Origin of the sequence: Saltatorellus ferox (genome assembly GCA_007751475.1) — a bacterium.
GTDB lineage: Bacteria > Planctomycetota > UBA1135 > UBA1135.
This window is the reverse complement of sequence record CP036434.1, coordinates 1,235,952-1,249,898: the sequence shown is the minus strand read 5'-3', so window position 1 is coordinate 1,249,898 and position 13,947 is coordinate 1,235,952. Positions and strand designations below refer to the sequence as shown.

General features: G+C 68.6%; 8 protein-coding genes. 5 read left to right on the top strand and 3 right to left on the bottom strand.

Features of this window, described 5'->3' with window-relative positions:
• Positions 1-52 precede the first annotated feature (52 nt).
• From Poly30_RS04615 to Poly30_RS04595, 5 genes are all read left to right on the top strand, one after another.
• Positions 53-2,833, top strand: a complete 2,781-nt coding sequence (locus tag Poly30_RS04615; protein ID WP_419190950.1) for a sigma-70 family RNA polymerase sigma factor — start codon at positions 53-55, stop codon at positions 2,831-2,833.
• Positions 2,834-3,013: 180 nt separating this feature from the next.
• Complete coding sequence (locus Poly30_RS04610) at positions 3,014-3,235, top strand: sulfurtransferase TusA family protein (protein ID WP_145194851.1); 222 nt, start codon at positions 3,014-3,016, stop codon at positions 3,233-3,235.
• Positions 3,232-3,834 (top strand): DsrE/DsrF/DrsH-like family protein, encoded by a 603-nt coding sequence (locus Poly30_RS04605; protein WP_145194850.1) that lies wholly within the window; start codon positions 3,232-3,234, stop codon positions 3,832-3,834. Before Poly30_RS04610 ends, Poly30_RS04605 begins: the two co-directional genes overlap by 4 nt.
• 60 nt (positions 3,835-3,894) lie before the next feature.
• A complete protein-coding gene (locus Poly30_RS04600; protein WP_145194849.1) occupies positions 3,895-4,278 on the top strand; it encodes a DsrE family protein in 384 nt (127 codons plus the stop codon).
• Between the two features lie 26 nt (positions 4,279-4,304).
• On the top strand, positions 4,305-5,990 hold the full coding sequence (locus tag Poly30_RS04595; RefSeq protein WP_145194848.1) for an ATP-binding protein: 1,686 nt from the start codon (positions 4,305-4,307) through the stop codon (positions 5,988-5,990).
• A 129-nt stretch (positions 5,991-6,119) separates the two neighbouring features.
• On the opposite strand, the gene Poly30_RS04590 is transcribed toward Poly30_RS04595, so the two are convergent.
• The 3 genes from Poly30_RS04590 to Poly30_RS04580 form a co-directional block, all read right to left on the bottom strand.
• Positions 6,120-7,436 carry a DUF1501 domain-containing protein gene (locus Poly30_RS04590; protein ID WP_145194847.1) on the bottom strand — a complete coding sequence of 439 codons (1,317 nt, stop codon included), beginning with the start codon at positions 7,434-7,436 and terminating at the stop codon, positions 6,120-6,122.
• Positions 7,437-7,440: 4 nt separating this feature from the next.
• Positions 7,441-11,034 carry a DUF1800 family protein gene (locus tag Poly30_RS04585; RefSeq protein ID WP_145194846.1) on the bottom strand — a complete coding sequence of 1,198 codons (3,594 nt, stop codon included), beginning with the start codon at positions 11,032-11,034 and terminating at the stop codon, positions 7,441-7,443.
• A gap of 65 nt (positions 11,035-11,099) precedes the next feature.
• On the bottom strand, positions 11,100-13,940 hold the full coding sequence (locus Poly30_RS04580) for a hypothetical protein (RefSeq protein WP_145194845.1): 2,841 nt from the start codon (positions 13,938-13,940) through the stop codon (positions 11,100-11,102).
• Positions 13,941-13,947: the final 7 nt, after the last annotated feature.

The window sequence follows — 13,947 nt, the reverse complement described above, 5'->3', positions numbered from 1 at the left end:
TTCGGCAGAATCTGCCCAACGCTTCTGCGATCGGTTGCGTCGCTCCTGCACCATGACCGCAAGCAACATCCCCATCGACGCGAGCCAGATCGCCAGGCTTCTGGAGGAATCCCGCTGGCTCAACGGACTCGCCCGGAAGCTTGTCCAGGACCCCGGCACCGCCGAAGATCTCGCCCAGGAGACCCTCCTGGCGGCCCTCGACGCGCCCAGCCAGCCCGAGCCAGCGAGCACGCGGGGCTGGCTCGCAACGATCCTACGGCGAAAGGTCGCCTCGGAGATGCGCGGGCGCAGGCACCGTGGCTGGAGAGAGGAGGCCGCCGCTCGCCTCGAGGCGCTCCCCGACGCCCATGAGGTCGCGGAGATCCTGGAGAGCGAGCGGCTGCTGCGCGACGCCCTCTCGGAGCTCGGGGAGCCCTATCGCCGCGCGCTCACGCTGCGCTACCGCGAGGGCCTGACCGCCGCCGAGATCGCGCGGCGCGACGATGAGCCGGGCGGGACGGTTCGGTCGCGAATCCACGCGGGCCTCGGGCTGCTCCGGCAGAAGCTGGAGGCACGGGATCGCGAATGGAGGCTCGCTCTCGCGCCACTCGTGCGACTTCCCGAGGGCCCGGCGGCGGCTGCCGCGTCGGGCGCCGTCACCAGCTCGGCTTCTCTCGGAGGCTTCGTGGCAGCGGCGGCGGTTCTGGCGGCGCTCGCCGTGCCCGCGGCGATCTGGGCGTTCAGGGACGCGGAGCCGCGGGAGCCTGATCGACCGTTCCTGGAACTCGCCGGCTCGTCCGACGAGTCCCCGCCAGACATCGCGGCGGTCCCACCCATCTCGGAGCCTCGTCCCGGATCGCGCGTCGCCGCGGCCACGCCAGCGTTGCCGCCTTCGGACGCCACGCCCGAAGGAGAGGTCGCCCTGGAACCCGGCACGGTCCAGCTCGTCGTCGTCGACGAAGCGGGCCAGCCGATCGCAGGCGCCCACGCGCAGCGCTGGGACAACGACGTGACGCCGCGCTACTCCGAGGACAGCGACGCGAACGGGCGGCTCTCCATCCAGCTCCCGAAACAGCGGTCACGCACCCAGCACCAGGCGGTCGCCATCGTGGCGCCCGGACGTGCCAGCGCCAGGCTCGAGCTGACGTTCGAAGCAGGCACGACGACGCAGGTCGACGACGTCGTGCTCCTGGCCGGCGCGACGCTACATGGCTCGGTGCACGATGCGCTCGGGGCCGGCAAGAGCTACGGAGTGGTCTTCGTGACGCCGCTGCCGGCGGAGTTCTTGGAGCAGATCGAAGCGGGCGCATCGCTGAAGAGTCTCGGCGAGTTCTCGGAGCAGATCGAATTCCTGGGCACGTTTCAGGGCTCCGATCGGTTCTCCGGTGAGTACTGGCTGCGTGATCTCCCGGCCGGAGTCCGGGGCCAGGTCCTCGCGCTGAACGACGATGGAGCGGGCCAGATCGGCTGGTCCGAGATCCTCGAGACGCGGTCCGGCGAAACGCTCGACCTCGACCCCATCCAGATCCGCACGATCGAGGAGCCACCGCCGCTCCGGACGGTCGCGGGAACGGCGGGCACCGCCTCGTCTCCCATTCCCGAGGTTCAGGCGCAACGGCGCGTGTCTTCTGGCAAACAGCTCGTGGAATCGGATCCTTTCCTGCCGGGCGAGGACGGAAGCTCCGCGACCGTGGAGCTGACGAGCTCTATCGCCTACCGCGGAACGCTGCGGCGCGCGGGAGCGCCCGTCGCTTCGGCCAAGCTGATCGTGAGGCATTTCACGCCGGAAGGGCTCTACTCCCTGACGGGCGAACTTCGGACCCGGGCCATGCCCGGCCCTGCCATCGCGACGACCATGACGGACTCGGACGGGAGCTTCCGCTTCGATCCGTTGCCGCAGGACTCCTACGTGCTTGGCGTGGAGATCCAGGGCGCCGGCGTCGCCGCGTATCCCCTGGACGGGAGTCCCGTCCTCGATCTCGAGCTTCCGGCGACGGGATCGGTCGAGGGACGCGTCATCGCTCTCCACGGCGAATTGAGAAGCGGCGTCGTGACGATCAGCCACGAGCTCGGTATGCGACGCACCACCTCCTTTCGCAAGGACGGCACCTTCGAGTTCCGTGACCTGTGCGCGGGCCACTGGTTCGTCGGCGCGACCCACTTCACCTACGGAAGCGAGTGGCTGGGAGATGGCGACATCAGCTTCGAACCTGGCGCGATCCCCTACTCCACCACGCGGGGACGAGCGAACTTTCCGAGTCGCCCCGGGCAGGGGGTTCAGATCACCGACGGGGCGACCGCATCGGTGCAGCTCGGGGTCCAGGACGAGCCGGAGGTCCGTGTGACCGGCGCCGTGCTGATGAACGGCAAGCGGCCGCCCGAGCGACTTGTCACCTTCTTCCGCGGCCATTGGCCCGGCGGCACCCAGGCCGTTCTGGCTCGACAGGTGCGCCTCGGGCGTGACGGGGGCTTCGCCACTCGTCTACCCGCTGCTGGGGCGTGGAAGATGGAGTGCGAGGTCATCCGCTATGAGTACTCGCTGACAGCCGAGCTGGCGCTCGAGCCGAATGTGCGGGAGCCGGAGCCGTTCCATCTCGACTTCGCGACCGGAACACTGGTACTGCGCGGGGACCCCGGCGACGGCCCCGTGCGGGTCGTGGTGGACGGCCAGAGGACGACGCGCTCACTCCTGACCACCACGCGGTTCCTCGCACCGACGGAGAGCGGGCTGGAGGTCCCGGAGACGCTCGCGGGAGAGGTAAAAGTTTTCCGACTCAGCGGTAGCGCGAACGCCGCGCCGATCGCGAGCGGCGTCCTGAGCGCCGGAGGTCGACTCGAACTCGACCTGCCGTGAGAAGGGGCGACCCTGATTTCGCCCCAGTACGGGTCAACCCCTGGACGGAATCAGGGCAAATCGCCACGTCCCCAACAGGGAATTCAGTCCGCCCGCTCGAATGGTCGACAGCGTCCCCATGCGAAGCCATCCGGCGCGGCACAGACGCCCGGAGACGCTTGCCTCGAATGAGAATTGACCATGGTGGACCATCTCGATTGCCGCGGGCTCCAGTGCCCCATGCCCATCGTGCAGCTCTCGCTCCGCGTGCGTGACCTCGCGCCGGGCGATCTGCTCACGGTGGAGGCCACGGATCCCGCGTTCCGGGCCGACATCTCGGCCTGGTCCGAGATGACCGGACATCGCCTCGTCTCGTTCGAAGAGAGCGAGTGCCTGACGGCCACGATCGAGGTGAAGGCATGACCTCCGACGTCGCGACGGAGAGCCGCATTCAGGAGCTCGAGGAGAGCCTGGCCGAGCTTCGCGGCCTGCTCTCGGAGCTGCCCGAGGCGAGCCCGTGCACGACGCAGGCCGCGCCAGGAGCCCCGAGCCAGAAGGAAGGCCTCTCCCTCGTGGTCTTCAGCGGCGATTTCGACAAGCAGCTCAGCGCTTTCTTGCTCGCGACCAGCGCGGCGGCGTCCGGCGTCCCGGTCACGATGTTCTTCTCGTTCTGGGGAACGACCGCGCTCAAGAAGAGGACGCGCTTGCGCGGCAAGAACGTGCTCCAGGCAGCGTTCGCGGCGATGCTTCCGAAGAACGCGAACGCGCTTCGACTCTCGCGCATGAACATGTGCGGGATCGGCCCGCGCGCGATGCGCTTCCTGATGAAGAAGAAGAACGTGGCGTCGCTTCCCACGCTGATCGAAACGGCCAGCGTCCTCGGCGTCCGCATGATCGTCTGCCAGATGTCCATGGAGATCCTCGGCCTCGAAGTCGACGAGATCCAGGACGGGGTGGAGTTTGGCGGTGCGGCGACCTGTGTCCAGGCAGCCATCAAGTCCTCCACTTCGCTCTTCATCTGATCTCATCTGAGTTCATCTGAGTTCACCTTGGGGCGAGCCGCGCCCGTCACCGTTTCCATCATGAAGACCGCCGAAGGACGAACGCTGCAGATCCTGATCACCACGGGTCTCGAAGACGCGGACCGCACCGCGCTGGGGCTCAATACCGCCCTCGTGGCGCAGAGCAGCGGCGTGGAGACCCACGTGTTCTTCACGCTGCGGGGCACCTTCTGGGCCTGTCGGACGCAGAGAAAGGAACTGCCGCGCCCCGACATTCTGGACATCATCGAGCAGCTCGGGGCGCTCGGCGCCAAGCTCTCTTGCTGCACCAAGTGTCTGGATCAGCACTGCATGCTCCCCGAGCACGCTGAGTCTTCGAGTCTCCTCCGGGCGGATATCCGTCCGGCGGGCCTGGCTTCCATCGTGAATCGCGCGGCATCCGGTATGCCGAGCCTGACGTTCTAGGTCCAGAGGACCCGCTGACCAGCCCCATGGAACCCCAAGAAGAGCTGCGCAAACTCCGGCTCGAGAACGAGAAGCTGCGACAGGAGTCGCAGTCGATCGCGATCGCGAACGTGCGCGCGGGGCTCCAGATGGCGGAGATCTCCTCCGACCGGGAGGCCCAGCTCAAGGCCCGCCAGGCCGAACTCGAAGCCGCCCTGGACGCCGCCCGGATCGCCGCTCGTCAGAAGGACGAGTTCCTCGCGAAGGTCACCCACGAGCTCCGCACGCCGCTGAACGGTTCGATCGGCATGATGCAGTTGCTGCTCGATTCGTCGCTCACCGAAGGCCAAAGGGAGTGCGCGAGCGTCGCCCTGCAGTCTTCGACGGAGCTGCTCGGCCTGATCAACATGATTCTCGATGCCTCGGCGATCCGCGCGGGTCGAGTCAACCTTACGACCACGGAGTTCGATCCATGGAGCGTGGTGCACGCGGTTGCGAAGACGCTGGCCGTCGAGGCGCGGCGTAAGGATCTCGGGCTTCACATCGAGATCGATCCGCGGGTGCCGCGCGGCGTGACGGGTGACCCAGATCGGGTGCGGCAGGTTCTCTTGAACCTCGTCGGCAATGCGCTGAAGTTCACGGACAAGGGGGGCGTGCGCATTCGCGTGCGACCACGTCTTCACCGAGATGGGCGGGTCGAGACGTGCTTCATCGTGGCGGACTCCGGCTGCGGGATGCCCGAGGGCGCAGAACAGGACCTGTTCGACAACTTCGTTCAGGGCGACAACAGCATGGCACGCCGATTCGGCGGAAGTGGCCTCGGCCTGTCGATCTCCCGAGGCATCGTCGAGTCGATGGGCGGGCAGATCTCGGTCCGGTCCCGTGAAGGGATCGGCTCGGCCTTCCGGTTCAGGATCCCGACTCCGGTGACGGACCCGGCCCATCGCCACGCGCTGCCCATCAGTCGCCTCCTCGTCCTCTCCAGGGACCCGGTCGTGAGTCGAATGGTCGAGAGGCACTTCCGGTACCACGGGGTGAAGGTCGACGTTTTCGAGGAGGAGAACGACGCGGGCATCCCTTCCGATGCAAGGGCCGCCTGCTTGCTCCTGCAGCCAACCGGGATGTCGCCGGAAGCCCTCGACGCGTGCCGCAGGACCCTCCAGGCCCGCACGGGAGCCTCGAAGATCGTGGTCGTCCGATCGCTGGGCGCCGAGGCCCTCGGCGACAACGCCTCCCTCCTCGCACCACTCTTCATGCCGGAAGTAGAGGCCGCGCTGGAGAGTCTCCGCCCCGTGTCCACGGAGCCCAACGCGGTCGCCGCAGGCGGCTCCCTCAGCGGCCTCAGGATCCTGGTGGCCGAGGACCATCCGGTGAACCAGAAGGTGGCGCAACTGCACCTGAAGCGACTCGGTGCCGAGGCCCATCTGGTGGAAGACGGCCTCCTGGCCGTCGCCGCCTGGGAGGCGGGCCACTTCGACGCCATCCTGATGGACTGCCAGATGCCGAACATGGACGGCAACGAGGCCACGGCGAAGATCCGAGCCCTGGAAGCCTCCCGCCCCGGCCACCCCCACACGCCCATCCTGGCCCTGACCGCCAACACGGCCCCCGCAGACCGCGACCGCTGCTTCGCATCAGGAATGGACACGGTCCTGGGCAAACCCATCGACACGGCCGCCCTCGCCGCCGCCGTCCTGGCCCAAGTCCCCCCCCGCCGCCCCCCCTCGAACTGACACATCCGGACCAGGTCCGTTTGTTCCGGAACGTTCGCACCTGGTCCGTTCATTCCGGAATGGACGGACCAGGTGCAAACGTTCCGGAATGGACGGACCTGGTCCGGATGTGTCGGTTGAGGGGGTGGGTCAGGTGAGCAGGTTCAGGGGGGTCGGGGTCCAGGTGGGGAGGATGGGGGTCAGGTCTTTGACGCCCAGGAAGCGGGTCAGGGTCTCCGCGTAGAGGTTTCGGATGTCCGTCACCGTTTTCAAGTCTCGGTTTTCGTGCAGGGAGGATGGAGACAGGGTGGGCCAGTCTCCCACCACTTGTTTGGGGGGGGTGGCGTGGTTTTGGATGGGGCCGCCCAGGGCCAGCACGCAGCCGCCGCTTCCGTGGTCTGTCCCCCCCGTGCCGTTGACTCGGGCCGTTCGACCGAACTCGGAGATCGTTAGAAGCAACACCTCGTCCATTCGGCCCCTCGCCTCCATGTCCGCCGTGAAGGCTGCCAGACCCTGGGAAAGGGGGGTCACCAGGTTCGACCACGACGGTTCCTGGTTCTGGTGCGTGTCGAAACCGCCATGGTCGATCTGGATCACCTCCAGGCCCAGGTCCGAATCGACGAGACGCGCCGCCTCCAGGAGATGCTGACCGAGCGCGACCCTCGGGTACTTGCCCTTCGGCTCGAAAGGCGTCTGCGCGACCTCGCTGAGTCGGCGCATCGCATCCAGCGTCGCATCCCCGTCGCGCCGCAGGAGATCCCTCGCTCCACTCTTCCGCGCCGCCGACGATGTCTTCGCCGCCTCCGCGTCCGCTCGATTCTCTCCATACGCACGACGCAGCGCATTCATCGTCGCATCGAGCCCCTTCGCCTCACCCGACACGCTCAACTCATCCAGACGATCGATCGCCAGAGCCGGTAGCGGTCCCCGCAGGCTCCTCGGCACGCCCTTGCCCAGCGCGATCGCGCGGATAGGCCCACGCGGCTCGATCCCTCCGTGCGCGAGGTAGCGGCCGAGCCAGCCCGGCGCGCCCACCTCGGCGTTGACCTGCGCCAGCTCCCAGCGCTCCTGCTCCTCGAAGTGCGACCGCGTGTTGTCGGGGTGACCGACCGCATGCAGCGCCGCCAGCGCACCGCTCGCGAACAGCGGCGACAGCGCCGCCGCCGCCGGATGCAGCCCGAAGAGTTCGTTGATCGGAACCACGCCTCCCCGCTCTCCCGGTTCACGTACTGCGAGCCCCGGACGGAGCGCCGCGTAGTCAGGGTCACCGTACGGCACGACGAGATGCAGACCATCGCAGCCGCCCCGCAGGAACACGATCACGACCGTGCGGCGCTTCGACTTCGCAGTCTCCGCCGATCCGCCTGCCGCCTCTTGCGGCCAGCCAGCAGCCGCTGCCGCCAGCGCCACCGATCCACGCAGGAACGTGCGCCGGTCCAGACTCTCTTCGTTGAGCTTCGATTCCATCGGTCTACCTCAGATTGGCTTCGGGAAAGCGCGTGAGCAGGACGCACATCTGATCGATCTCCTTCGGAGCGCTGTCTCCACCGAGCTCCGCGAGATACGCCAGCGCCGCCGCCCTCGAGTCCGGCCCCAGAAGCCGCCCGAGCAGGCGAAACGACGCGTGGTCGATCGCCAGCTCGCTGTACTCCTGCTGGCTGTCCCCCCGACCCGCACGCCGCAGCTCCTCGGGCACCAGCGCCCGCGCCGCCCACGACGCGTTCTGCGCCAGCCTCCAGCGCGCCAGCAGCCCGTTCGAGTCGACCCACGCCTCGTCGTCCTCGGGGTAGCCGTCCGGCGCCTCGTGATCAAAGAGCCCCATGCCCGCGGACGCCATGAGCGTCTGAACGTGACCATGGAGATGCCGGGGCGTCGTCGCCCGTGCGAACCGCACCCCGAAGTCGAGCGGACTCGCCACCCGCCCGGTTCCCATCGCCGCCCAGAAGGCAGGATGCTCCGCGATGCAGCGCAGCAGCTCGCGCGTATCCCCGCCGGTCGCGAGAAAGCGCTCCGCCAGATCCTCGACGAGCGCCTCGGGCGCGGGCGCCCCCACGAAGTGCTCCGCCAGCTTGTGCGCCCAGAACCGCGCCGTCATCGGATGCGCGGCCAGATGATCGAGTACGGCGCCGAATCGCTCGAACGGGGTGTAGTCCCCCTCCGCAGCCTCGAACCTGGCGCCGAGCACCGTCTGCGGCGCGGGATCCGCGAGATCGGGCGCGAAGCGAAACACCCTGGAGAGGTACTGACCCGCACCGTCCGGCGGCGCCTCCTCCCCGACCGTCAAACCGCAGAGCAGCCCCGCGAGCGCCGTCACGTCCGCCTGGTCGTAGCCGCCGTTCACCCCGACCGTGTGCAGCTCCAGCAGCTCACGCGCCAGGTTCTCGTTCAGCCGCCCGCGAAAGCTCTTCTGCTGATCGAGGTAGACGAGCATCACCGGGCTCGACATCGCCGTCCACAGCAGCTCGCCGAACGGCGCAAGGCCGACGTCCTGATAGCGCCGATGATCCCCCCACTCCGAGGTCATCCCGGTCTTATCGGCCCAGGTGCTGAAGTGATTGTCGAGGAACAGCGCGAACCGCTCCCGAAGCGGCTGATCGGTCGTGAGCGCGATCTGCAGCGCCAGCTGCTGCGCCTGGTACGGAATCGCCCCGCCGAGGTCGGCCAACGCTCGCCCGCGCGCCACCTCGTGCCCGACGCCGACGGTGAACTGAGACTCCACCCACGCGGCCTCGCCGTGCAGAAGAACGTCCGCGAGTTCACCCGGATCCGGCCCGAGGCCCATGCGATTCAGAAGGTGCACCGCGCGCGGAAACGCACCAGGCGCCGCCCCGTCGTTCCTCTCGCGAACGGTCACCGTCCGCGACACCGATTCGGCCTCGTTCCGCGCCTCGTCGAACACCCGCACGGCGAGGGTGTGAGTGCCAGGCGCAAGGTCGCGCGCCAGGAGCGGCAGCACCGCGTACCCGGCTCCGCTCGGAACGCGCGCGAACGCCGCCACCGAACGTCCGTCGACCATGAGCTCCGCCGTGGCCACCCGTCGATCGTCGAACACGTCCGCGACCACGGCGTCGAGTTCCGCCTCGACCGTCGCGCCGTCCGCTGGATAGAGAATCTCGACGCCTGGAGGCGAGAAGTCCCTCTTCGGCCGCGCGTCGAGTCGCTCGAGAACGAGGCTCCGCAGGTAAAGCGACGGTCGCTCGGACGCGGCGCCGTCCGGCTGCGGCTCGGCTTCCACCACGACGCGCTTGGAACCCGCAGGCAGCGACAGTTCCCCGATCGAACGCTCTCGCCACCAGTCTCGTATCTCCAGCGTCTCCGTCAGGAGCAACGGCCGCTCACCACGGTCATCCGGCGCGCCCTCCACCCGCACCGTCACGAGGCCGTGGTGCGGAGCGCCTGGCCCGCGCGCGTCGATTCGCAGCTCGCACCAGCCCTCGAGATCTGCGGGAAGCTCGAGAGAGCCGCTGACCTCGCCCGCGGGTTGCAGAAGCGCCCCGGTGGCCAGCCAGCGCTCGTCTTCCATCCCGAATCGCAGAACGCGCGTCGGCCCCGGGCTCCCGGTCGCCCCACGAACGAAGAGCGTCTGCGCCGGCGTGACGGCGACGCGCCCGCCGATCTGCTCCGCCCGCAGCTGAAACGTGTGCTCGCCCGGCCCCAGCTCGGCGCGCGAGATCTCGAAGATCGGCTCCGTGGCCTGCATGGTCTGTACGGCCTCGCCGTCGACGAGAAGGTCGACCCGCGGCGCCGGCAGCGAATCGCCACCGCGCCAGCTCGTCAGTCCTTCTATCCGCAGGTCGCCGTTCATCGGCAGTCCATCGAAGACCTCGTGGAAGCCCACCCAGAGCCCGTCGGCGAGCAGGCCAGACGCCTCGTCAGGGGATCCAGCCGACGACCCGGACATCATGCTGGCATCCATGGACGAGGCCATCGCGCCTTCCATGCCCATCATCGAGCCAGAAGCCGTGGACATGGCCGGCGCCACCACGAGATCCACCGAGTCGATGTAGAGATGGCGCTCCTCGGCCCGCCCCTCGCTCACCGGATTCCCGAGGCGCAGGTGAATCGCGTGCTCCCCGGCCTCGAGTTCGATCGGCAGGCCAATGGGCAGCCGCTGCCAGGACTCGGAGACCACGCGCACCGATCCAAGCCGCGGCTGGTCCGTATCCACGGATAGGGAGACCGAAGGAAAAGCCCCCGCCCCGATGCGGCCACGCATCGTCGCGAAGACCTGCCAGCTCCCCGCCTCCGGCACGTCGATGAACGCGAGAGCGGTCGGTTGGTAGCCGCGCAGCACCACGGCCGCGCCGCCGCTCGCGAGCGGATCGCCCGAGACCGGCGGATGGCCGCCCCCGAATTCGTCCGGCCTCTCGCGCTGAAGCGCGGCCTCCGCTTCAACGTGAATCCCGCCCCCGGAGTGCACGACCCGCACGAAGAGCGACTCCTCGCCGTCGCCTGATCTCTCTTCCCCCGCCATGCGTACGCGCAGGAGCTGGGGTCCCTCGGGGATCGCGTTCGCGTCGATCTCGAAGACCCATCGCTGCTCCGGCCCACGCTCGCTGGCCACCCGTCCCGACGGCCGCACCTCGCCGATTCCCGGCACATCGAGGATGGGCTCCGTCTCGGCCGTGGGCACTCCGGGCCGCGTCGCGATCTCGACGCCGATCGCACACTTGCCGGAGAGAACGGCCCCCTCTGCGGGCGCGACGAACGCTGGAATCGCCGCCTGCGCTGACGTCGCTTCCGGCAGCGACCGAGCGTCGAAGCGAACGCGCGCTCCGCCGACTTCCAGCTCACCTCCACCGGCGGCGAGAGCGCGAACCGCCAGGCTCCCGAACCTCTGGCCGGCGAGGATGCGGGCCGTACCGAGGGGCACCACGAGCGACGCGTCGCTGGACATCACGGGCCACTCTCGATCTTCTTCTGTGGCCCCCGCCGCTTCGATGGCGATGACCTGACGGCGGTTCACCCAGAGCCGCACGGCTTCCCCCGCGGGAAACGAGATGTCCGCCGTGGCGGGCGTCACGATGCAAACGGACAGCGGAAGGCCAGCGAAGAGGTGAAGCATGGGGTGACGCGGAGAAGCCGACGGGGACCATCCCCCGCCGATCTCCACTGTACCCGTTCCCTCCGCTATTCGTGGTGCAGCTGGACGCGCGCCCGCAGCCCGCGGGTCCCCGCTCCACCGATCTCCTCGAAGTCCAGCGATCCATCGAGGCCCCGGAGGCGCTCCAGCGCAGGCGGGAGCAGCGGCCCTTTCTTCGCCGCCGCTGGATGCCCGAACACGGTGCTTTCCATCGTCTGATCCTCGTCATTCCAGACGTATTGTCCGCCGCCCGCGCAGAGCAGTTCGATGCCCCACTCCGCCTCGTGGAACGCCGCGGGGTCGTCCACGCCCGCTTCCTTCCACTCGTTCAGGATCGGCAGATTCGCCCAGGAACGGTTCCGCAGCTGTTCGCGCGCCGCCAGCTCGAAGAGCTCGACCGCGAAGGCCTCGCGAATCCCCGAACCCACGTGCAGGCCGGTGCTCGCGCCCGTCCAGGGCGCCTCGCCCGAAGCCGCCACGCCGCCTGCCTCCGCGGCTTTCCGGGCGACGGATCGCCCGATAGCACCCCGAATCACGTTCTCCGAGAGGCTCACCACCCAGGCGCCCGGTTGCGCCACGTAGTAAACCGATGGGGTTCCAGGGAACGCGCTGGTGTCGGAGGGCACGATCGCCACGTACTTGCGACCCTCGTGCTCGCGCGTCTGGTACTCGAACATCCCGGGCACCGCGTCCTCGACGAAGGCCCGCAGCCCCGTGAGGAACGCGGCGAGCTTGAGAGGGCTCTTCACGCCGATCTCGACCCCGATGGGTAGGCCCGGCAACATTTCCTCCGAAAAGTAGTCCATGTCATCGAGACGGCTGATTCGCTCCAGGTAGTCCTCGTCCTGATCGACGTAGACCGCGATGTGCTCGCCCACCCAGTCGAGGTCGAGGCGACCGTTACCGGTGCTCCCGATGAATCCCGTCAGGGAGCGGTACATGCGGCTCCTCGTGTCGATCGCCGAGACCCAGTGCAAGATCGCGTCCGCGTGGTAGTCGCCCGCGCCTGGCTTCAGCTTGACGTCCCCGGCGATGTCCATGAGTTCGCGGTAGTCCGTGCGGACGACGAGCGGCACGAGCGTCAGATCGACGGATAGCGTGCCGTCCTCCACGTCGAGGCTGATCGCGATCGGATCGAACGCCGTGGTCCACTCTGCCTCGTACATCTCGCGCCACTGAACGTATCCATTGCGCTCGGACTCCGTCACGAGATCCACGTCGAGCTCGGCGATCGGCGTCAGGAAGTCGCTGCGCCCGTAGACCGAGTCCATGGCGAAACCCGTGTCGTAGGTGATCTCTCCGCCGCCGCGAACGGCGAGTTCGCGGCGGGCTTCGTCCTCGGCGCTGATGCCCATTCGATAGCCGAGGCGCCACGCGTCAGCGTCCGCGAGAAGAGCGGCAGCCCGCACCCTGCGCGACGTCGCGATGCGCCACCGCGCACCGGACCAGCGCCGGATGGTGGCGTCGCTCACGACGAGGAGCGCGTCTTCCCCCGCACCGTCCTCGCGCGCGACCGGGTAGCGATGCCGAAACCACCGGTACTCGGGCAGTTCGTCGAGCGAGACGATCTCTCCGCGGTCTGCCTTCAGCACGCGCGCCACCTGCACCGGCGAGTTGGCCACGATCACGAAGCCGCTGCCGGCGGCCAGGTAGACCGAGAGCGCCCGATCCCGGCTAACGGCGGCGGTCACCGACGCGCCCTCGATCTCGAGGTACTGAACGTCGACGCCGAACTCCTTCGCCGACGCTTCGATCCGCGCCAGCATCATCCCGCGAATCGCGGCGACGCTCCCCTGGAAGAGCACCGCGACGTCGCTGCCCGTGCGAAGGTAAGTGTCCGAGCCCGTGACCGCCACGCTCTCGACGAACTGCGATCCGAACGTACGCGCGAGCCCACCGAGGCTGAGGCACATCTGGGTCTCGTAGCGCTCCCGCACTCGAGCGTTCTGACTGCGTCCCTCGAAGAGCTGAACGAGCGGCGCGGAGTCGTCGTCCACCTGGTCCGCCACGCGCAGGAGCGCGGCGAAGCTCGGGAAGAACGCCGCGTGCTGATCGTGGGGAATCGCACGACCGAGGGGGTCGAGGGCGATCTCTTCACCGCTGTTCTCCAGGGCTTCGACGAGCGGCGCGAAGTCCATCTCGGGCACCTCGACGCCATCGAGCGTCGACAGCTCGATGAGCTTGACGCTCGGCCCCGTCGTCTCCCGAATCACGTCATCGAGCGCGAGGTTCTCCGCGAGCGCACGCCCTCCCGTGAACATCGCGAACGTCTCGCCCACGTCGCGCGACCGGCGGCGCTCCCCGCGCTCCTCGGTCGTCGCGGGTCCGCCGAGCGAATCGGCTCGACGCCGGAACCAGGCGGCCCCCGGGATGGACTCCGAAGCGAGCGCGCGGTAGCGACTCGCCTCGATCTCGCGCCATCGAACGTCGCTCCGCTCCGCGGCAGATGCGGGAATCGTGAAGGGATAGGCCTCGAGTCCGTGCTCGCCGAAGTCCGGGAGGTAGAGCACGCCTGCGGTCGGCGCCGCTTCGTCCAATTCGCCGGCTGCCCTGGCCAGAGCCAGCGAGCCGCTCCGGATGCCTTCGAGCGAGAAGATCTGGTCGTCCGAGGCAGGCAGCTCCACGGTGGCGTGCCAGCCGTGGATGACGGCGCGCGGGAGGAGCGCAGCCGAAGACGCACCCTGGAGCCACATCGAACGGCTCCAGGCCGGCACCTTGTCCCCGAAGTCCAGCTTCGCCACAGGAACGGTGAAGCGGAGGATCTCCGTGGCCTCGGCCGTCCCCACCGCAGCCGCAGCCCGCTCCGGGAGCTGGCAAGGAGAGGCCGCGAAGGACGCGGAGGGCAAGACGCTGGCACTGGCCAGCCCGAGGTACGTGAGGAGTTTCATGGCTCCC

Excerpts from the sequence above, each read along its gene's own strand:
- Poly30_RS04615 (WP_419190950.1), top strand. The coding sequence starts at position 53 with ATGACCGCAAGCAACATCCCCATCGACGCGAGCCAGATCGCCAGGCTT.
- Poly30_RS04610 (WP_145194851.1), top strand. The coding sequence starts at position 3,014 with ATGGTGGACCATCTCGATTGCCGCGGGCTCCAGTGCCCCATGCCCATC.
- Poly30_RS04605 (WP_145194850.1), top strand. The coding sequence starts at position 3,232 with ATGACCTCCGACGTCGCGACGGAGAGCCGCATTCAGGAGCTCGAGGAG.
- Poly30_RS04600 (WP_145194849.1), top strand. The coding sequence starts at position 3,895 with ATGAAGACCGCCGAAGGACGAACGCTGCAGATCCTGATCACCACGGGT.
- Poly30_RS04595 (WP_145194848.1), top strand. The coding sequence starts at position 4,305 with ATGGAACCCCAAGAAGAGCTGCGCAAACTCCGGCTCGAGAACGAGAAG.
- Poly30_RS04590 (WP_145194847.1), bottom strand. The coding sequence starts at position 7,436 with ATGGAATCGAAGCTCAACGAAGAGAGTCTGGACCGGCGCACGTTCCTG.
- Poly30_RS04585 (WP_145194846.1), bottom strand. The coding sequence starts at position 11,034 with ATGCTTCACCTCTTCGCTGGCCTTCCGCTGTCCGTTTGCATCGTGACG.
- Poly30_RS04580 (WP_145194845.1), bottom strand. The coding sequence starts at position 13,940 with ATGAAACTCCTCACGTACCTCGGGCTGGCCAGTGCCAGCGTCTTGCCC.